The organism is Anaerococcus faecalis, from assembly GCF_013371425.1.
GTDB lineage: Bacteria > Bacillota > Clostridia > Tissierellales > Peptoniphilaceae > Anaerococcus > Anaerococcus porci.
Genome location: NZ_JABVBA010000011.1, coordinates 41,976 through 62,696 on the forward strand (window position 1 = coordinate 41,976; position 20,721 = coordinate 62,696).

Consider the following 20,721-nt stretch of genomic DNA (forward strand, 5'->3'; position numbering starts at 1 on the left):
AATAAAATAACCTCAAAAGGTTGGAAGCCAAAATTCAACTTTTTGAGGTCATTATTTTATTTGTCTATTTTTTATTTGAATACCAAATTTCATCTGCTGTTTCTTTCCATACTTCAGCATAGTCGTCACATTTTCCACAAAGATCATCTACATCTTCTTTTACTAATATATCTGTTGATTTAGCTTGTGATTTTTTAACCATATCTCTAAGTAGAGTTGGATTTTCAAGCATTGGACAAGGTCTTAACATATTATCATTAAATGGTTGTCCGTTACGATATGCCACAAACAATGGTGATTGCAAAGCCTCTATTAAAGTTTTATCCTTAATATTAGAATCAGAATAATGAATGAATACACAAGGTTCCATATCTCCATTTGCATTTATATGAAAATAGTTTCTTCCTCCTGCTATACAACCACCTACATATTCTGCATCATTTTGGAAATCTAAGAAGAATAGTGGCTTTGTTGCTCTAAATTTTCTAATTTGTTCATACACATGTTTCCTTTGATAAGGTTTTAGAAGTAATTGCTTACTCGTTGATTTTCCTACAGGCATAAAATGAAAGTACCAAGCAAACAAAGCACCCTTATCTATCATATAATCAACAAATTCTTCACTAACTATAGATTCATAATTTTCTGAAGTATAACAACAAGATATACCAAATGGAAGTTTATAATTGTTCAATATTTCTATAGAATTCATAATTTTTTTATAAGTACCTTTACCTCTTCTAGAATCTGTAGTAAATTCAGATCCTTCTATAGATATTGCAGGTATTATATTTTTGATTCTTAGCATTTTTTTAGCAAAATCTTCATCAATCAAAGTTGAATTTGTAAAAATTAAAAATTCACAATCTTTATGTTTTTCACATATTGTTAGGATATCTTTTTTTCTAGCCAAAGGTTCTCCACCCGTAAAAATGTAGAAATATATACCCATATCCTTACCTTGATTTATAATATCATCTATTTGTTCATTAGATAAATTTAAACTATAACCATATTCTGCTGCCCAACAACCCTTACATTTTAGATTGCAAGCTGCTGTGGGATCTAAAAGTATAGTCCATGGAACATTACAATTATATTTAGTCCTAGTATCTTGTTTTATTTCTTCAGAAAATAATGTAGCATTTAATAAGAAATTTTCAATGAAAGTATCAACAACATCCGAATCAATTCTATCAAGTATGTCAAGTATATATTTATAATAGACATTATCTTTATCATTTACAGTTTGCTCTATCAAATCTATTTGACTTTTAAAATCGTTAGGTGAAATTTTTTTCGCAAAATCTATCGCCTTTGGTAAATTGTTTTCTGGATCTTTGTGTACATATTTTAATAACTTATCTAATCCATAAGCTTTCATTTTTTGATCTAAACTAAGTTTCATAATTTCTCCTTTAAAATTTTAGTTATTTACAAAATGTATTCTAATTTTTTATATGTATCTTTTAAAAGTTCAAGCAGTTCCTCTTCTTTTTCTGGATTTGCATCATGAAGTTTTATTGCGAAAAGTATTGGGGAATAAAATATTGTGGAAATAACTTTTAAACTTCCATATTTACTTAAACCATAGTAATTTATTATCTCTTCTTGTTTTCTCATAGGAGTTTCTATGAATCTATCAACATAAAATTTCATGGCTTGAGGGTTTTTATACATTTCTATAGAAATCATCTTTCTTACTCTAGAAACATAAGAATCGTTAAGCAGATAGGAAAAAATATCTATTGCTAATTTTTCGATATCTAGACTTTTTTTACCATCTCTAATAATTTTATAATCTTCAGCATCATGAATCTTTTCATCTAGGCTTATTATTGCATTATTTAAAATGGTATCAAAAATTTCTTCCTTTGATTTAAAATGTTTATAAATAGATGGAGCTTTAATCCCAACCTCGTTTGCTATATCTTTCATACTAACGTCTGAATAACCAAACTTAGAAAATAAAAATAAAGCCTTATCTAAAATTAATTCTCTAGTAGTCACATTCACCTCCTAAGCTAATACTTGTTAGCTTTATTATAGGATAACAATCGTTAGCTGTCAAATATATTTTAATTCTAATAATTCTTTTATATACAAACTTAATATGTAATAAAATTAAAAAAAATCCACTATAAAAGTGAATTTTTTTGTGAAAGTGTGATAATGTTTTTTATATAAATTCCATAAGATTTTTTGGCCTGTAAATTATTTTCTGTATCAATCCTTACTATATTAATTAGGATTTAGGTTGATGCATAAAATTTTTAACAGACTTGATTAAAAAGCGCTTTCTTCCAGATTAAATAGTATATGTTAGCAAATTATTATATAGTAGTTTAAATAATATATTTTATACTATTCTACCTTATCAGTATATTTTCCAATAAAATAATTTTATAGTTTAATTAAGATATTTTTATATTATTTATTTTCTATGAATTTTTTAATACCATAGTAAATGCATCCAAGTAGTGTAGATCTTTTATAGAAAGTAGATACCTCTACAATTACATTTTGTTTGAAAGATTCATTCATATGCTTTAGAATTCTTTCAATGTAATTATCTATATTATAAGCCAAGTAAGAATTTATAAAGATTATCTCAGGAGCAATAATTTTTATTAAGTTATTAATACCTATTGACATATAGAATATATTCCTATTTATTGTTTCAATTGCGGCATAATTACCATTCTTATATAGTGCTGTAAGATCTTGTACAGATGATATTTTTTCTTTTGAAATGGTATTGAAGTAAGAAATATCAGCGCTTTCTGAACAATATTGTTCGAAACAGCCATTATTACCACATCTACAAAGTTTTCCATTTGGAACTACTATCATATGTCCTATTTCACCTGCATAACCTTCAAAACCTTCTATTAATTTATCATTAATAACTAAACCGCAGCCTATACCTGTTCTTATGTTTATACTTGCTAAGTTTTTATATTTATTAAAATGATGTTCACAAAGAGCGGCTGCATTTGCTTCATTTATTAGATAAATATTAACTCCATCATTCTCTCTTTTTAATCTACTAATAAAATCAGACTTATCTAAATCATAATTAGGAGTAAATGTAATTTTATTGTTAAAAATTATTCCATGAATAGAAATACTAATAGAAAATAACTTATTTTCTTTTTTATCTATATAGTAATTCTTAAGATTATTTAAAACTCTATTTACTTCATAATATATATTTTCTTTGCTAATAGATGTTTCTTTTAATCCATATTTAATTATATTAAGATTTAAATTTGTTAAGGCATATGATATATAATTTTTTGAAATATCAAATCCCAAAAATAATTTTTTATCATAATTTAACATTAAGTTAATAGGTTTTTTTCCGCCCTTTGGAGTAGAATTTCCCTTACTTGTTTCTTTTAAAAAATTAAAATCTAATAGTCTTTGAACATTAGTAGAAATTGTACTTTTATTTATGTTAAGAACATTTGATAAATCAACTCTAGACAAATTTGGATTTTCAAATAATACTTTTAAAATTTTATTTTGTGTTTTATTTCTTTTCATATAAATCACCTAACTATATAAATAGTATATCATATATTTAAGCATAAGCTATAAATTAGTTTTGTTGTTTCTATTTATATATTTCATATTAAAATTCTTATATTATTGAAAGATTTTTGCATATATCCTTAGTGTTAGTATAAATTTTTCTATATTCTTTAAAAAGCTTTTCGTAAATTTTTACATTCTCTAAATTTGGCTTTATTAAATTATTATATTTTATGAAAGCTTTAGAACATTCAACTAAATTTTTGTAATAACCCATACCTAATGCTGCAATCATTGCAGCTCCTAATCCTGGGCCTTCTTCAATATCAATAGTTAGTATATTTTTATTAAATATATCAGCTTGAATTTGAAGCCAGTCTTTGTTTTTACTACCACCTCCGGTTGATATTATATTATCTATTTTACTATCTAAGGAATTATTGATAATTTCAAAGTTATCTTTTAAAGAAAAAGTTATGCCTTCTAAAATAGATCTGACTAAATGTAATTTAGTATGGGATATGTCAAGACCTATGAAGCTTGCTCTAATTTTACTATCAAAATAAGGACTCCTTTCACCATTTAAATAAGGAGTAAATAATAACCCATCTGATCCTGGACTTATTTTATCAATATTTTCTGTGAGCTTACCAAAGCTCTCATCTTTTGCGAAATTATTTTTAAACCAACTCAAAGACTGTCCCGCTGCAAGTGTAACACCCATCGAGTAGTATAAATTTTTATTTATACTATTAAAAAAATGTAATTTACCTTTATATAAATTATGGACATTTTTTTCTGGATATAATATTACACCTGAAGTTCCTATACTTAATAGCATAGAATTTTCTTTACCTATTACACCACTTCCTATTTCACTAGCACTATTGTCAGCGGCACCAGCAAATACTTTTACATCATTTTTAAAACCATATTTTTTCTTTAAATCCTCCCTGATACTACCAATTAAATCAGTGGAGTTAACTAAATCTGGAAGGCATTCTTTATTAATCTCAAATTTATCTAGAATTTCATCGGACCATTTATGTTTTTTTAAATCTAATAAAAGAGTACCAGAAGCATCAGAATAATCCATATTGAACTTTCCAGTAAGATAATATCTTAAATAATCTTTAGGTAAAAGAATTTTATTTACATTTTCATAAATTTTAGGTTCATTTTCTTTAACCCATAATATTTTAGGAAGAGTGAAGCCCTCTAGGGCTATATTATTAGTCATGCATAAAAGATCTTGAGAAAATTCATTCATTATATAATCACATTGTTTACTATTTCTTACATCATTCCATAATATAGCTTTTCTAAGAGGGATAGAGTTTTTATCTAATAAAACCAAACTGTGCATTTGTCCTGAAAAACTTAAGGCTACTAAATTATCCTTTATATTTAAAGAATTATTTAAATTATCAACTACTTTTTCAAATGCTTTAATCCAATCATTAGGGTCTTGTTCAGAATATCCTTTTTTAGGATTATAAACATCATAGGATGCTGACGATGAACCTATAAAGTTTGCTTTATCATCAAAAACTACACCTTTTAAAGAACTTGTTCCTAAGTCTATTCCAAGAATATAATTCATTTTTTCTCCTTTCAAAAAAAGTTTTCGTAAATTATTGATACGAAAACTTTTTTTAATATTATACTAGATAATCATTAATTCTAACTTTTATATACTCTAGATGATTTGATTCTACATTTATTTGGTCATGTTCTAAAGCATATTTAGTTAAAGATTCTAGTGACTCTTTACCTTCAACAATTGATTTTCCTATCCCACTATCGTAAGATTCATATCTTTTATCAAGTATATTTTCTAAGAAATTATCTTCTTTTATCTTAGCTGCCGCTCTTAATGATCTAGCGAAGGTATCAATTCCAGAAATATGACCTAAAAATATATCATCAGGGCTTGTCGAAGTTCTTCTTAGTTTAGCATCAAAGTTTATGCCACCTGGATTTAATCCATCATTTTCTAAAATTTCGTACATGGCTAATGTTATGTGGAATATATCATATGGAAACTCATCAGTATCCCATCCTAATTGACATTCAGCATGGTTTGCATCAATAGAACCTAGAGCGTTGTTCTCCCTAGCAACCCTTAATTCATGCTCAAAAGTATGGCCTGCTAAAGAAGCATGATTACCTTCAATATTTAATTTAAATCTATCTTGAAGGTCATATTTGTTTATAAATGATAGGGCAGTGGCGGCATCAAAATCATATTGATGTGTCATTGGTTCTTTTGGTTTAGGTTCGATTAAAAATGGCACTTTATGTCCAATTTTATCAGAATAGTCTATAGCCATATGGAAAAATCTTGCCATATTATCTAATTCTAATCCGTAATTTGTATTAATTAAGGATTCATATCCTTCTCTACCTCCCCAGAATACATAGTTATCACCATTAAGTTTTTTGCTAATATCAATACCTTTTTTTACTTGAGCAGCTGCATAAGCAAATACATCAGCATTATTACTTGTAGCAGCACCATTAACATACCTTGGATGAGTAAACATATTTGCAGTATTCCAAAGAAGTTTTTTATCATATTCTTTCATCTTATCTTTGATTATATCTGTCATCTCATCAAGATTATCGAAAAATTCTTGTAAACTATTCCCTTGATCAGCAATATCTACATCATGGAAGCAGAAAAAATCAACATTCATTTTTGATAGTATTTCAAAAAAGGCATCAGCTCTATTTTTTGTAGTTTCTTTAGTTGTTCTTCCAAACCAATTTCTTTTATAAGTTCCAACACCAAATGGATCAGAACCGTCAGCTGTCATAGTATGCCAATAGGCAAGAGCAAATCTTAAATGTTCCCTCATTGATTTTCCAAGAATTACTTCATTTGGACTATAGTAGCGGTAAGAAAATGGGTTCTTTGAATCTTTTCCTTCATATTTTATTTCTTTAATATTGTTAAAAAAAGTCATTTTTTCTCCTTTTTAATGCACTAGTTAGTAAATAATTAAAACAAACTATTTGTTTATATTATAATACTATTTTAAAAAAAGTAAAGATTTTTAAATATCTAATTAATTTTTAAAACATAAAGTAAGTTTTGCAATCATTGAAAATAGTGTAGTTAAGGATGAAAAGTATTCTGTATAATAGATATCACTATTATCAAATAAAATTAGAATGCTTTACTTTTTAAAAAATATATGCTATACTTCAGTTAGTAAAATATACAAACAAACTATTTTTGGTGTCATTAAGGAGGTTAAATTGATTGTTACAAGTGATCATAAATTAATAAAAAAATATGATGGTGAATTAATAATCATAGAACCATGGGGAAATAATTCATTGAGATTTAGAGCTTTTCCGGCAGGTAAACTTATAGATGAAAACTTTGCGTTATTAGTTCCTGAAAATAATTACGAAGAAGTAGAGATTAAGAAACTTGATTCTGAAGAATATTATATTAGGAATGGAAATATTTATGCTATTTTAGATCACAGAGATAGAATAACATATTATAACAATAATGGAGATATTTTATTAAAAGAGTTTATAAGGTTAAGAGCAGTAAAACATGATGATGGTTCAGAAGATGTTGGAACAATTCAAGTAACTCGCGATTTTAATTCTACTTTGAAATTGAAATCAAGACAATATAGAGCGAATTTTGGTGGAGATTTTGAAATAACTACAAGATTTGAATCTAATAATTCTGAAAAAATATTTGGTATGGGTCAATATCAACATGAGTTTTTAGATTTAAAATATACAAGCTTAGAATTAGCTCAAAGAAATTCTCAAATTTCTGTGCCTTTTTATATATCTAATTTGAACTATGGATTTCTTTGGAATAATCCTGGTATAGGAATAGTTAATTTTGCAAAGAATCTAACTGAGTGGAATATGAAATCTACTTATAGTATTGATTATTGGATTACGTCAGAAGATACACCTAAAAAACTAATTAATAATTATACTGAAGTTACAGGTAGGGTACCAATAATGCCAAAAAAACTTCTTGGTTTATGGCAGAGTAAATTAAGGTATAGAACTCCAGAAGAAGTATTAGATGTAGTAAAGAGGTATAAGGAAAAAAATATTCAATTATCTACTATAGCTATAGATTATTTTCATTGGTCACATCAAGGAGAATATAGGTTTGATGAAAATTTCTGGCCTAATCCTGAGAAGCTAGTAGATGAATTAAAAAATAATTACAAAGTTGAGCCAATAATTTCAGTATGGCCAACAGTTCAATCTGATGCAGAAAATTATGATGTTTACTTAGAAGAAGGTTATATGGTAAATGTTAATAGAGGTGTTAGATTGACAATGCAAATTCAAGGTACAACAGTTTTTGTTGACACAACTAATCCCGAAGCAACAGAATATGTTTGGAGTTTGTTAAAGAAAAACTATAAGGACAAGGGAATAGATTATTACTGGATAGATGTAGCTGAACCAGGTTATGCAGTATACGACTTTGATAATTATAGATACTACAAAGGAACAGTACAACAAGTAGGTAATTTATATCCCATTGGTTATCTAAAAATGATATATGATGGCAATAAGGATTATGTTGATTCTGTAGTTACCTTAGTAAGAGGAGCATGGGCAGGAGCACAAAGATATGGTGCTTTGGCATGGTCAGGAGATATAGATAGCTCTTTTAAGGCTTTGAGAAATCAAGTTAATACAGGATTAAATGTTGGTTTAGCTGGACTTCCTTGGTGGACTACAGATACTGGTGGATTTCATGGTGGAGATCCAAGAAATCCTACATTTAGACAATTAATTGTTAGATGGTTTCAATATTCAACTTTTTCACCGATTTTGAGAATGCACGGTGATAGACTTCCTCACAGTAAATCTTTATCAAATAGCGGAGGAGGAAAAATGCCTACAGGTGCTCCAAATGAGATATGGTCATATGGAGAAGAAGCCGAAAATATATTTATAAAATATTTAAATATAAGAGAAATAATTAGAGAATATATTTATGATTTGATGGTTGATGCACATGAAACAGGAAATCCACTAATGAGAACATTATTCTATGAATTTCCTAGCGATAAAGAATCATGGAACACTGACAATGAATATATGTTTGGAGAAGATTTATTAGTAGCTCCTATTATTTATGAAAATTGTTATGAAAGAAAAGTATATTTTCCAAAAGATAACAATTGGATAGATATATTTGATAAAAAAATATATGAAGGCGGTAAAACATATATTATAAATGCACCAATTGATAAAATACCAGTATTTGTTAAATTTAGTGCTTTAGATAAATTTAAAGATTTAGTTGATTTTTTAAATAAGTAAAAGTGATATGAGCAAAATAAATGATTTTGAAATAAAGTTAGATGATTATCGAGCTTTAATATATAAAGAGAATTTTTATTTAGAGTTGCAAACAGTTGGAGAAAATGCTATTAGGGTTAGGGCGTCCAAGCAACTAGATAGTTTAGAAGAAAAAAATGTAAATCTAAAATACGAAAATCACAAAAATTGTAAATTATATTTTGAAAAAAAAGAAGAAAATTTGGTATTTATTAATAATAAATTACAAACAAAATTTGATGGTAATAGTCTTACATTTAATAATGGTATAGATTTTTTAAAAGAATACTCAAAAGTACAAAATAATGTAAGAAGAACAATGGAAAATTATAAGTTGGTGCCATTAAAGGATATAGAAGAATCTTTTTCATTAAATATAGGTGCTTATGAATTTTTAAATATAGGAAAAAATATATGTAAAGCAAATCTTAGATTTTATGGTGATAAGAATGAAAAAATATTTGGTATGGGTGGTTATCAAAGCGAAAAATTAAACAAAAATGGTCAGATATTGGAGCTAATGCAAAGAAATTCACAAACAACAATGCCTGCATATCTTTCTAATAAAGGTTACGGATTTATTTGGAATAGTCCTGCTGTTGGAAAAGTATTTTTTGGTAATAATGAATTTTTTTGGGAATCTTTTAATAGCGATATTATTGACTATACAATAGTAATTGGCGAAAATCCAAAAGAAATAATAGAAACCATATCTAGTTTTTTGGGAAAAGCTCCTATGATAGATAAAAGTCTTCTTGGTTTATGGCAAAGTAAACTTAGATATCAAACTTCAGAGGAACTCTTAGATGTATATCAAAAATATTTATCCAAAAATATAATACCTTCTGTAATGGTTATTGATTATTTTCATTGGACAGAAGAAGGAGATTTTAAATTTGATGACAAATATTGGAAAAATATTAAAGAAGTAGCAGATTTTATGCACAAAAATGGTACTAAATTGATGGTTTCAGTTTGGCCTACAGTTGCCAGGAAATCTGAAAATTTCCAATATTATAATAAAAATTCATTATTATTAGATGGAGAGAATTCAAAAATATTTAATGGTAAATATATACTAGATTTCTCTAAGAAATTAGCAAATGAATTTGTTGTTGATAAGCTTCAGAAAAATTATATAGATAAAGGAGTTGACTTATTTTGGGCTGATCAAGCTGAGCCTGAGATGGATGAGTACAATCATTTTAACTATGGATTTTCAAATGAGAATATGAGTAAAAATGCCAATTTATATCCAATATATTATGCTAAGACAATTAGCTCAGTAACAAATCAAAATTATCCTACTCTGATTAGATCATCTTGGTTAGGATCACAAAAATATGGAACATTATTGTGGTCTGGAGATATAGATTCTACATTTTCATCACTAAAAAGACAGATACAATTTGCCATAAGCGTAGGTCTATCAGGTCAGTCTTGGTGGACCAGTGATATAGGTGGATTTCATAGTGGAAACTCTGAAAGTGATTATTTTAGACAGCTACTAATTAGATGGTTTCAATTTGCAGTTTTCTCTCCTATATTAAGAATGCATGGTGATAGACAACCTCACTTTGGAAGAATTGGAAATAGTGGAGGTGGAGTAAGAACCAGTGGATCAGCTAATGAAATCTGGTCGTTTGGACCGGAGGTTGAAAGAATACTAATTTCTTATACAAAGTTAAGAGAAGATTTGATTGAATATATTTATAACTTATATAAAGAAGCTTCTGACAGAGGATTGCCTTTAGTAAGACCATTATTTTTAGAATATCCTAATATAGAAGAAACTTGGGATGAAAGATATCAGTATTTTTTTGGAGAAGATTTAATAATTTGTCCAGTTACAAATTATAACATAAAAGAAATGGATGTATTAATACCAGATGATAACTGGGTTGATGCTTACACAAAAAATAAAGCCTTGAAAGGCAAGAACAAGATTAAATTAAACTTAGAAGTTATACCGGTATTTATTAAAGAAAACAGTAAATACTTCGATTATATTTCTTCAGCATTTGATAAGTTAAAGGAGGATTTAAATGTCGTTACAATTAGTTAGAATAGATCAAAGATTAGTTCATGGAATAGTTGTTACACAATATACAAGCGCAACAAAAGCTAAGAGAATTATGGTGGTTGATGATGTTATATGTGATGATGAAACTCAAAAAAATTTAATGAGAATGAGTAAACCTGCAGGAACAGGAATGTCAATAATAAGCACTGAAACAGCCATTAAAAATTTCGGTATAGGAAAATATGATAATCACAATGTATTAATAGTAGTAAAAGAACCAGAAACTGTTTTAAAATTAATCGAAGGTGGAGTAAAAATACCTGAAGTTGATATAGGAATAGTATTTAATACACCTAACAGTGAGCCAATAGTTAATCAAGTATATTTGAATGATAAACAAAAGAAGGATTTAAAAAAAATAGAAGAATTAGGTGTTCCAGTTTATTTTCAATATGTACCTACAAATCCAAAAGAAGAGCTTAGCAAATATATTTAAGGAGTTATTATGAGTGAAGTTTTACAAAATATTTTAATAATCTTATTGCCAATGTGGGCATTAATCGATAATAGAGGAATAACAATAATAAACCACTGGCCTATAACAGTTGGATTAATAGCTGGTTTGATAATGGGAGATCTAAAAGCTGCTCTTCATATAGCCGGAACTTTTCAATTGATGAGCCTGGGTGTTGCCGCATTAGGAGGATCTTCAGTACCTGACTATGCACTAGCTACAGTAGTAGCAATATACTTACATGGAAGAAGTGGGATAGATATAGGGGCATCTGTAACAGTTGGTTTATCAGTAGGAATTTTGGCTATTAACTTAGATATACTAACAAGAACACTAAACTCATTTGTTACAAATAAATCAAAACAATTATTGCATCAAAAGAAATTCGCACAATCTAAATATATAAATTTCATTTCAATATTATTTGTTGCATTGCAAGGATTTATTCCAATGATAATATTGGTATTATGGGGGCAAACAGCAGTTACTAGCATAGTGAAAATAATTCCTGAATGGGTTACAAATGGTTTGAATATTGCAGGAGGAATGTTACCGGTAGTCGGAGTCGTGATGCTTCTAAGATACATGCCTATTAAACAATATTTCTGGGCGGTTCTTATAGGATTTGTATTCTCAGCATATTTGAAGTTACCTATATTAGGAGTTTCAATCCTTGGTTTAGCTTTAGCTTTATTTACTTATAATTACTTAATAAATAGAAATCAAGTAGCTTTGAATCATAATACAATCGAAGAAATGGGGGATGATTGGGATGAATAATAATTTAGAAAATAAGGAAAAAATACTAACAAAAAAAGATCATACAAAAACGGCTTTAAAATGTTCTTTTATAGGTAGTAACAATATAAACTATGGTACTCTTCAAGGAACAGGATATGCATGGGCAATTCATGATGCACTTAGAAAAATATATCCAGATGATGATGAGTTTATAAAAGCAATGGACGTTGAATATGAATATTTCAATTCAACACCTTATGTGATTCCACTAATAATGGGAGCAGATGTAGCTATGCAAGAGCAAAAAAAATCTGATTCTTTAGAGGCCGTAAGATCTATAAAAACATCACTAATGGGACCGCTGGCTGGTGTTGGAGATTCTATATTATGGGTTTTATATCCAACAATCATGGGATCAATAGGAGGATATCTAGCGCTAGAGGGTAATCCTTTAGGAGCTATTATTTGGATAATACTTAACTGTTTTTTAGTACTAATGAGATTAAAATTCTATAAATTAGGTTATAATTCAGGTACAAGACTAGTGACAGATTTATCAAAAAAATTAAACGTATTTACAGATGCTGCATCCGTAATGGGACTATCAGTAGTAGGTAGTCTTATAGCTACAGCCATTAAAGTGTATACATCAGTTGAATTTAAATTTGGTGATGTAACAATGAATTTACAAGAACAAATATTTGATGCGGTATTACCTTCATTACTACCTGTATTGCTAGTAGGTTTAGTTTATTGGCTAATGGAAAAGAAAAAAATTGGATTTTTAGGAATAATAATTGGGATAATTATAGTATGTTTAGTGTGCTCCTACTTTAATATATTGAGTGTTGCACCTTAAATAAGCACAAAATATTTTAAGGAGTTAATAAATATGAGTAAAATAATAATATCATCTCATCACAATCTAGCTTTAGGATTAAAAGATACATTAAGTTATATATTACCATCATTTAAAGATGTAATAGCTATACCCGCTTATGTTGATGAAAGGAAACTAGAAGATTTAGTAAATGATGCTTTAGAAAATATAGATAAAGATGAACAAATATTCGTCTTTACCGATATGTTAGGCGGTTCAGTTAACCAAGAATTTGCTAAAAAAATTCCAAGAGAAAATTATTATCTAATAACTGGGTTGAATTTACCACTATTATTAAGCGTTGCATTAAGTTTACAAAATGGAAATTTATCAGAACAAGATTTGAAAGAATTAATTGAGGAAGCCAAAAATCAAATAATATATGTAAATGATTATATAGATAGTTTAAATATAAGCGAAGATGATGAATGATTAAATTTATTCTATAATAGTATGCAAATTATTATGTCTATTAAACTAAATCCTGGCATGTTATGTACCCCTTTACTGGACAAAACCATTAAAGGGGTATTTTTATTAAATATTAAACTATTGTTGCTCCACCATCAACTAGTATGAATTGACCTGTAACATAAGAAGACATATCTGATGCGAAGAATAAAATTGATCCATTAAGTTCTCCTCTTTTTCCTGGTCTTCCTGTAGGATTTGCCATATTATAAGCTTTTAAGAATTCTTCTGATTTCATAAGAGTATTTGCTGTCATTTCAGATTCAAATAATCCTGGCCCTATTGCGTTTACGGTGATATTATATTTAGCATAAGATGCTGCCATACCTTTTGTTAAGCCAAGAACTCCAGCTTTTGAAGCATTATATCCATGTCTTATAAATACATCAAGCTTATCTGCTATAACTGAATTTACTGAAGATGTATTTATGATTTTACCATAATTTTTCTCAATCATGTGTGGTACTACATATTTAGAAACTAAATAAATACCTGTTAGATTAGTTTCTATAGATTTGTTCCAATCTTCTAAACTTAATTCATGAACACCGCCTCTTACTGCAATACCTGCGTTATTAAATAGGATATCTATTTTTCCATAGTGGTCTATAACAGTTTTTATTGCTTCTTTTACACTTTCCTCATCTGTCACATCGCAAGAAACTGCTATTACATCAGTGTCATTTAAAATCTCTTCTTTTAAAGTATCTAGTTTTTCTTTTCTTCTAGCAAGAATTGCAAGTTTTGCACCTTCTTTAGCAAAACACCTTGCAGCATCTGCTCCAAGTCCTGAACTTGCTCCAACTATAACTGCAACCTTATCCTCGATATTATAAGTTTTCATTTAATCCTCCTGTAGATTTTTTAACTATTTACTTTATATACTTTACCTCTATCAAAAGAATATACAATTATTATATTGTTGGTATTGTTAGCTAAATTTGAATTTTAAAACAAACTTTAGCCTAAAAATTATTTATATAGGAATTATTTTTAATAATAAAAAAAGTACCGTTGCACTATGTATGTAACGGTACTTTTTATAGCTTTAAATCAATATCTATACTTAATATCATGAGAGTCAAAATAGTCTATATATTCTTTACTCGGTTTTTTATTAGTAATAATCATATCAATATCCTTAACATCAGCATAGGTCATTAAGGATGTTTTTCCTACTTTTGAGTCATCCACTAAAAGAATTATATAATCAGCAAGCTTACAAATCATATCCTTTATTTCTTGTTCTATTGGATTTTTATTTGTTAAGCCATCTTTTATCGTAAAGCCTGATGTACACATAAAAGCCTTATCAATATTAAAAGAATAAAGTTCTGAACTCTTTCCCCAATATGTAAAAGAATTACTGATATTATTGTAAAAGTTTCCTACTATAAATAAGTTTACATTAGGCATTTTACTTGCAACATTTATTACAGATAAATTGTTGGTAAAGACCGTAAGGTGAATATTATCATCCAGAAGATTCAATAGATTTTCTACTGTTGTACCAGAGTCTATAAAAATCCTATCTCCATCTTCTATATAATCCTTGGCTATATTTGTAATATAGTGTTTTGAACCTGCATTTAGGCTTTTTCTTTTGATAAAGGTTTCTAGCTTATCAGACTTAGCCTTGGCTCCTCCATATATTTTTGTTATTACATTATCTTTTTCAAGTTTTTTAAGGTCTCTTCTAACTGTAACTATAGAGACATCAAACTTTTTAGATAATTCTTCTGTAGTTACCTCGCCCTGTTCAATTATATAATTGCCCATGCTTGAAATTCTATCTTTTTCCATAAGTTCTCCATCAAAATAATTTATCCTATACTTATTATATTATAATCAATCATCAAAAGCAAATAAAAAAATCATTTTTTTGCTTGACATCTTATCAAATTGCTCATATAATATAGTTAACTTGATAAAGTTAATCAAAAAAATGATTGTTTGCTAAGAAAGGAGTCACTTTTGACAAACTTAAAGAGGGAAAACTTAAATATTGATATAGCAGGACTTAAATTATTACAACATATAGAACCAAAAAAAACAGTTCTAAACTATATCGGATTGAAGGCTATTGAGATAGATGAGAAATCATCTTTTAAGGAAAGCTTGAACGGATTTGAAGCTTGTATCACAGTTATATGTGGTAAGGCAAATGTTAAGGTTAATGAAAACGAATACAAAGATTTAGGACAAAGAAAAAAGAATTTCGACAGAAATCCTACAGATTCAGTTTATGTTACAAATAAAGATTCTTATGAGATTACATCTGATTCTAAGGCAAGAGTTATTATCTCATATGCAGTAACTGATAAGGTTATGAAATCACAATTAATTAAAGCGAGTGATAACACAACTGAAAGAAGAGGAAAGGGAATGAATAAAAGACTTGTAAATAATATTCTTCCAGACTCATCAGATATTTCTGACAAACTTATAGTTGTAGAAGTATATACAGATGAGGCAAACTGGTCTTCATATCCACCTCACAAACATGATACAGAAACAGAGACTGAAACATTCCTTGAAGAGATATATTATCATGAAATGGATAAAGAACAAGGTTTTGTTTTCCAAAGAGTTTATACAGATGATAGAGTACTTGACGAGACTATGAGTATTTACAACCATGATGCTGTAATGGTTCCAAGAGGATACCACCCAGTGGCTGTACCTTATGGATATGATTCATATTATTTAAATGTAATGGCAGGACCTAATAAAAATTGGAAGTTCCATAATGAAGCTGATCATGAATGGATACTTGAAAGGAAGGATGTAGAATAATGAGGCTTATTAAAAATTATGTAGACGGGCAATGGATTGAATCAAAAACAAGTGACTTTGAAGACATATATAACCCTGGTGATGGAGAAGTAATTGCAAAATGTCCTCTATCAACAAGACAAGAAACTAAAGAAGCTATAGAAAATGCTTATGAAACTTTCAAATCTTGGGGTAAAACATCAGTTTTAAAAAGACAAAAGATACTTTTTAAATTACAACAACTTTTAGTTGAACATACAGATGAGCTTGCAAGACTTATTACTTTAGAAAATGGCAAAAATTTTAAAGAAGCTAAGGGTGAAGTTGGAAGAGGTATTGAAAATGTAGAGCATGCTTCAAGCATAGCAAATCTATTAATGGGAGATAATCTTTCAACTATAGCTACTGATGTAGAAGTAGCAAACTACAAATATCCTATAGGTGTTATAGGAGGTATAGCACCATTTAATTTTCCGATGATGGTACCATTTTGGATGTTCCCAATGGCAATAGCTTGTGGTAACACAGTAGTTATGAAACCAAGTGAAAAAACACCAATTCTTATGCAAAGAGTAACAGAACTTTGTGAAGAAGCTGGAGTTCCAAAGGGAGTTTTAAATGTAGTTAATGGTGGTGTTGATGTAGTAAATGAACTATTAGAAAATCCACAAGTAGCTGGTATTTCTTTTGTTGGAAGTAAAAATGTTGGTGAATTAGTTTATAGGAAGGGATGCGAACATGATAAAAGAGTTCAAGCCCTAGCTGGAGCTAAAAACCACACAATAGTTCTTAAAGATGCAGATATAGAAGATACAGTTACAAAGGCTATAGGTGGAGCATTTGGTTCTGCTGGAGAAAGATGTATGGCAGGTTCTGTAATCTTGGTTGAAGAAGAAATAGCTGATGAATTTGTAGAAAAATTCACCCAAGCTGCAAAAGAACTTAAAGTTGGGGATGCATCAAAAGATGATGATGTATTCTTAGGACCAGTTATAAGAAAAGAAAACCAAGAGAGAACTTTTAAGTATATAGAAACAGGAATCGAAGAAGGAGCAACACTCGTTCTTGATGGTAGAAAAAACATACCAGAAAAGGGATTCTTTGTAGGACCAACTATATTTGATAATTGTAAAGTTGGTATGAAAATTTGGTCAGACGAAATATTTGCACCATTTGTTTCAATCATAAGAGTTAAAAGCCTCAAAGAAGCAATAGAAATAGCAAAACAAAATGAATTTGCAAATGGTTCTTGTATTTTTACAAATAATGCTGCAGCAATTAGATATTTTAGAGAAAATATAGATGCTGGCATGCTAGGAGTTAACCTTGGAGTACCTGCTCCTGTAGCATTTTTCGCTTTTTCAGGATGGAAACACTCATTCTATGGTGACCTTCACTGCAATGGTAAAGATGCAATCTACTTCTATACAAGAAGAAAGGTAGTAACAAGTCAACTTAAAACAGGAGAGTTTGATAAGTAATGAAATATATAGATTTTCCAAAAGATAGAGACTTAGACCTCATACTTATTGGAAGAGTGGCAGTTGACTTCAATCCTTCCCCAGAGGAAGGATTCAAGCCACTAAGTCAAGTTGTGAAATTTGAAAGATATATTGGTGGTTCAACTGTAAACACAGCCATAGGTGTAAATAGACATGGTCTAAAAGTAGGTCTTATTGCAAAAATATCAGATGATCAATTGGGTGATTTCTGTCTAGACTACTTAAATAATGAAAAAAACATAGATACAAGCCACATAAGTCGTGCCAAAAATGGTGAAAAAATTGGTTTAACTTTTACGGAAATGAAGTCAGAAAATGAATCTTCAATCCTTATGTATAGGAATATGATAGCTGACTTAGCCTTAGATGTTGACGATATTGACTATGATTATATCAAAAAGGCAAAGGCTATACTTGTTTCAGGAACAGCTCTTGCTGAAAGTCCATCTAGAGAGGCAGTATTGAAAGCGATATCTTTCGCAAAAAGAGCAGGCTGTAAGGTAATATTTGATATAGATTTTAGAAATTATAACTGGAAAAACAAGGATGAAATTTCAATCTATTACTCTATAGTTGCAAGGCAATCAGATATAATTATGGGCTCTCGTGAAGAATTTGATTTAACTGAAAAACTTATAGTAGATAAAAGCTTAAATGATGAAGAAAGTGCAAAACTATGGTTTGAAGAAAAGGCTGAGATTCTTGTTATAAAACATGGTAAAAGAGGTTCAAATGCTTATGTTAAAAATGGTGAGTCTTACTCAATCAAACCATTCCCAATAAAAGCAAGAAAAGGTTTTGGTGGTGGAGATGGTTATGCATCAGCTTTTCTTTATTCACTTTTTGATGGAAAAGAAATTATAGAATGTCTAGAATATGCATCTGCTGAAGCTTCAATGATGATAAGGTCAAATTCATCATCAGACCTTCCAAACACAGAAGAATTAGAAGAATTTATAAGAGAATCTAAAAAAGAATATGGAGAATTCGTAGCAAGGGGTGATTTAAAATGAGATTAACTATGGCTCAAGCAATAGTTAAATTTCTTGATAAGCAATATATAAAATATGATGGTGAGGTTAGTAAGTTTGTAGATGGTATATTTACAATATTTGGTCATGGTATGGCAGTGGGTTTAGGACAAGCTCTAGACCAAGATGATCACAACCTAAATGTTTACCAAGGAAGAAATGAACAAGGTATGTGCCATGTGGCAACAGCCTTTAGTAAACAACACAATAGAAGAAAGATTATTGCTTGTTCATCATCAGTAGGACCAGGAAGTGCAAATATGGTAACAGCTGCAGCAACAGCGACAGTAAATAATATTCCTTTATTATTGTTCCCTTCAGATACATTTGCATCAAGACAACCAGATCCAGTATTACAACAAGTTCAACAAGCATATGATTTAACAATCACTACAAATGATGCATTTAAACCAGTAAGTAAATATTGGGATAGGATAAATCGTCCAGAACAATTAATGTCAGCTTTAATTAATGCAATGAGAGTTTTGACAGATCCTGCCGAAACAGGAGCATGTGTTATTTCTATGCCACAAGATGTAGAAGGTGAAGCATATGACTATCCAGATTATTTCTTTGAAAAAAGAATTCACAAGATAAATAGAATTGTTCCTGTAAAAGATGATGTAGATGAAATATCCGAGCTTATAAATGAAGCATCTTACCCAATAGCTATCATAGGTGGAGGAGTGAAATACTCTGAGGCAGGAGAGCTTATAGATAAGTTTTTGAACAAATATGAAATACCTTTTGGCGAAACTCAATCAGGCAAGTCAGCTATAAAATCATCATCAAAGATGTGCCTAGGAGGTATAGGAGTTACTGGAACTTATGCATCAAATATTATAGCAAAAAAAGCAGACCTAGTTATAGCTATAGGTTCTAGAATGACAGACTTTACAACATCATCAAAAAGACTCTTTCAAAATAAAAATTGTAAATTTGTATCAATAAATGTTAATAGATTCGATGCTTATAAAATGGATGCGCATCAATTAGTAGCAGATGCAAAACTTGCAATAGAAGAAATTGATAAAGTACTTGAAAGCAAGAACTATAAAACAGCCTATACAAGTGAAATAAAAGATGCCAAGGCTAAATGGGATAAGGAAGTAGAAAGACTTAAGAATTACACATATGGTAAAAATTTTGAAACTCTAATAAAACCTCAAGACCCAAGAACTGTAAAAGAATATATAGAAAAGACAAATGGTACTATAACTCAAACTTCAGCAATTATAGCTTTGAATGAATTTATAAAAGATAATGGAATAGTAATTACTGCTGGAGGAAGTTTGCCAAGTGATTTGCAAAGATTATGGGTTACAGATAAAAAAGATGCCTACCATGCTGAGTATGGATACTCTTGTATGGGATATGAAGTAGCAGCAGCCCTTGGTGTAAAAATGGCAGATGAGGATGCAGATGTTTATGCAGTAGTTGGAGATGCATCTTTCCAAATGCTAAACTCTGAACTTTCTACAATAATTCAAGAAGGCAAAAAAGTTACTATAGTAGTATTTGATAATTCAGGCTTTGGCTGTATTAACAATCTTCAAATGAATCATGCAGTTGGATCACTTGCTACAGAATTTAGAAAAAGAAATGGTCAAAAACCTGATGGAGAGCTTTTAACAGCAGATTATACAAAGGTTGGAGAGGCTTATGGCTTTAAAGGCTATACTTGCAAAACTCTTGATGAATTTAAAAAAGCTCTAGAAGATGCTAAAAGTATAAAAGAACCAGTAATAATCGATTTAAAAGTTATTCCAAAAACTATGATTGATGGATATGAATCTTGGTGGAATGTTGGAGTGGCTGAAGTAGGTAAAAATAAAGAGCAAGAAGAAGTTTATAAGGAAATAATAAAAGGAAGAAACGAAGCTAGAAAATACTAGTCT

At 29.2% G+C, this 20,721-nt stretch carries 17 protein-coding genes; 10 read left to right on the forward strand and 7 right to left on the reverse strand.

Annotation, left to right across the window (positions count from 1 at the left end; translation table 11 throughout):
- Positions 1–64: 64 nt before the first annotated feature.
- The 5 genes from HV819_RS09805 to xylA form a co-directional block, all read right to left on the reverse strand.
- The gene (locus HV819_RS09805) at positions 65–1,408 is read right to left on the reverse strand and encodes a radical SAM protein (RefSeq protein ID WP_176270094.1); all 1,344 of its coding nucleotides are present in this window, start codon (positions 1,406–1,408) and stop codon (positions 65–67) included.
- Positions 1,409–1,434: 26 nt separating this feature from the next.
- Positions 1,435–2,010, reverse strand: coding sequence for a TetR/AcrR family transcriptional regulator (locus HV819_RS09810; protein WP_176270095.1), 576 nt, complete (start codon positions 2,008–2,010; stop codon positions 1,435–1,437).
- Between the two features lie 420 nt (positions 2,011–2,430).
- The gene (locus tag HV819_RS09815; RefSeq protein WP_154540347.1) at positions 2,431–3,549 is read right to left on the reverse strand and encodes an ROK family transcriptional regulator; all 1,119 of its coding nucleotides are present in this window, start codon (positions 3,547–3,549) and stop codon (positions 2,431–2,433) included.
- 97 nt (positions 3,550–3,646) lie between these two features.
- Complete coding sequence (gene xylB / locus HV819_RS09820; protein WP_154540349.1) at positions 3,647–5,140, reverse strand: xylulokinase; 1,494 nt, start codon at positions 5,138–5,140, stop codon at positions 3,647–3,649.
- Between the two features lie 58 nt (positions 5,141–5,198).
- The gene (gene xylA / locus HV819_RS09825; protein WP_176270096.1) at positions 5,199–6,506 is read right to left on the reverse strand and encodes a xylose isomerase; all 1,308 of its coding nucleotides are present in this window, start codon (positions 6,504–6,506) and stop codon (positions 5,199–5,201) included.
- Between the two features lie 295 nt (positions 6,507–6,801).
- Between xylA and HV819_RS09830 the strand changes: the two genes are divergently transcribed.
- From HV819_RS09830 to HV819_RS09855, 6 genes are read left to right on the forward strand one after another with little or no spacing between them, the layout of a single operon-like run.
- Positions 6,802–8,868 (forward strand): glycoside hydrolase family 31 protein, encoded by a 2,067-nt coding sequence (locus HV819_RS09830; protein ID WP_216629241.1) that lies wholly within the window; start codon positions 6,802–6,804, stop codon positions 8,866–8,868.
- Between the two features lie 7 nt (positions 8,869–8,875).
- Positions 8,876–10,951: a glycoside hydrolase family 31 protein gene (locus tag HV819_RS09835; protein WP_176270097.1), complete on the forward strand. Its 2,076-nt coding sequence runs from the start codon at positions 8,876–8,878 to the stop codon at positions 10,949–10,951.
- On the forward strand, positions 10,932–11,405 hold the full coding sequence (locus HV819_RS09840) for a PTS sugar transporter subunit IIB (protein ID WP_154540357.1): 474 nt from the start codon (positions 10,932–10,934) through the stop codon (positions 11,403–11,405). The genes HV819_RS09835 and HV819_RS09840 overlap by 20 nt, the downstream gene beginning before the upstream one ends.
- Before the next feature lie 9 nt (positions 11,406–11,414).
- Positions 11,415–12,203, forward strand: a complete 789-nt coding sequence (locus HV819_RS09845; protein ID WP_154540359.1) for a PTS mannose/fructose/sorbose/N-acetylgalactosamine transporter subunit IIC — start codon at positions 11,415–11,417, stop codon at positions 12,201–12,203.
- Positions 12,196–13,023 (forward strand): PTS system mannose/fructose/sorbose family transporter subunit IID, encoded by an 828-nt coding sequence (locus HV819_RS09850; protein ID WP_154540361.1) that lies wholly within the window; start codon positions 12,196–12,198, stop codon positions 13,021–13,023. Before HV819_RS09845 ends, HV819_RS09850 begins: the two co-directional genes overlap by 8 nt.
- Before the next feature lie 33 nt (positions 13,024–13,056).
- The gene (locus HV819_RS09855; protein ID WP_154540363.1) at positions 13,057–13,476 is read left to right on the forward strand and encodes a PTS sugar transporter subunit IIA; all 420 of its coding nucleotides are present in this window, start codon (positions 13,057–13,059) and stop codon (positions 13,474–13,476) included.
- Between the two features lie 112 nt (positions 13,477–13,588).
- Here the strand turns inward: HV819_RS09855 and HV819_RS09860 are convergent, their stop codons facing one another.
- Positions 13,589–14,359, reverse strand: coding sequence for an SDR family NAD(P)-dependent oxidoreductase (locus HV819_RS09860; RefSeq protein WP_154540365.1), 771 nt, complete (start codon positions 14,357–14,359; stop codon positions 13,589–13,591).
- Between the two features lie 209 nt (positions 14,360–14,568).
- Positions 14,569–15,318 carry a DeoR/GlpR family DNA-binding transcription regulator gene (locus HV819_RS09865; RefSeq protein WP_154540367.1) on the reverse strand — a complete coding sequence of 250 codons (750 nt, stop codon included), beginning with the start codon at positions 15,316–15,318 and terminating at the stop codon, positions 14,569–14,571.
- 171 nt (positions 15,319–15,489) lie between these two features.
- Here HV819_RS09865 and iolB point away from each other — a divergent pair, with 171 nt between their 5' ends.
- Genes iolB through iolD form a run of 4 tightly spaced genes read left to right on the forward strand, consistent with a single transcriptional unit; the run spans position 15,490 to position 20,718 of the window.
- Positions 15,490–16,311 carry a 5-deoxy-glucuronate isomerase gene (gene iolB / locus HV819_RS09870; protein ID WP_154540369.1) on the forward strand — a complete coding sequence of 274 codons (822 nt, stop codon included), beginning with the start codon at positions 15,490–15,492 and terminating at the stop codon, positions 16,309–16,311.
- Entirely contained in the window at positions 16,311–17,771 is a 1,461-nt protein-coding gene (locus tag HV819_RS09875; protein WP_176270098.1) for a CoA-acylating methylmalonate-semialdehyde dehydrogenase, read from the forward strand. Before iolB ends, HV819_RS09875 begins: the two co-directional genes overlap by 1 nt.
- Entirely contained in the window at positions 17,771–18,805 is a 1,035-nt protein-coding gene (iolC, locus tag HV819_RS09880; RefSeq protein WP_176270099.1) for a 5-dehydro-2-deoxygluconokinase, read from the forward strand. The genes HV819_RS09875 and iolC overlap by 1 nt, the downstream gene beginning before the upstream one ends.
- Positions 18,802–20,718 (forward strand): 3D-(3,5/4)-trihydroxycyclohexane-1,2-dione acylhydrolase (decyclizing), encoded by a 1,917-nt coding sequence (gene iolD, locus HV819_RS09885; protein WP_176270100.1) that lies wholly within the window; start codon positions 18,802–18,804, stop codon positions 20,716–20,718. Before iolC ends, iolD begins: the two co-directional genes overlap by 4 nt.
- Positions 20,719–20,721: the final 3 nt, after the last annotated feature.

Excerpts from the sequence above, each read along its gene's own strand:
- HV819_RS09805 (WP_176270094.1), bottom strand. The coding sequence starts at position 1,408 with ATGAAACTTAGTTTAGATCAAAAAATGAAAGCTTATGGATTAGATAAG.
- HV819_RS09815 (WP_154540347.1), bottom strand. The coding sequence starts at position 3,549 with ATGAAAAGAAATAAAACACAAAATAAAATTTTAAAAGTATTATTTGAA.
- xylB (WP_154540349.1), bottom strand. The coding sequence starts at position 5,140 with ATGAATTATATTCTTGGAATAGACTTAGGAACAAGTTCTTTAAAAGGT.
- xylA (WP_176270096.1), bottom strand. The coding sequence starts at position 6,506 with ATGACTTTTTTTAACAATATTAAAGAAATAAAATATGAAGGAAAAGAT.
- HV819_RS09835 (WP_176270097.1), top strand. The coding sequence starts at position 8,876 with ATGAGCAAAATAAATGATTTTGAAATAAAGTTAGATGATTATCGAGCT.
- HV819_RS09840 (WP_154540357.1), top strand. The coding sequence starts at position 10,932 with ATGTCGTTACAATTAGTTAGAATAGATCAAAGATTAGTTCATGGAATA.
- HV819_RS09845 (WP_154540359.1), top strand. The coding sequence starts at position 11,415 with ATGAGTGAAGTTTTACAAAATATTTTAATAATCTTATTGCCAATGTGG.
- HV819_RS09850 (WP_154540361.1), top strand. The coding sequence starts at position 12,196 with ATGAATAATAATTTAGAAAATAAGGAAAAAATACTAACAAAAAAAGAT.
- HV819_RS09855 (WP_154540363.1), top strand. The coding sequence starts at position 13,057 with ATGAGTAAAATAATAATATCATCTCATCACAATCTAGCTTTAGGATTA.
- HV819_RS09860 (WP_154540365.1), bottom strand. The coding sequence starts at position 14,359 with ATGAAAACTTATAATATCGAGGATAAGGTTGCAGTTATAGTTGGAGCA.
- HV819_RS09865 (WP_154540367.1), bottom strand. The coding sequence starts at position 15,318 with ATGGAAAAAGATAGAATTTCAAGCATGGGCAATTATATAATTGAACAG.
- HV819_RS09875 (WP_176270098.1), top strand. The coding sequence starts at position 16,311 with ATGAGGCTTATTAAAAATTATGTAGACGGGCAATGGATTGAATCAAAA.
- iolC (WP_176270099.1), top strand. The coding sequence starts at position 17,771 with ATGAAATATATAGATTTTCCAAAAGATAGAGACTTAGACCTCATACTT.
- iolD (WP_176270100.1), top strand. The coding sequence starts at position 18,802 with ATGAGATTAACTATGGCTCAAGCAATAGTTAAATTTCTTGATAAGCAA.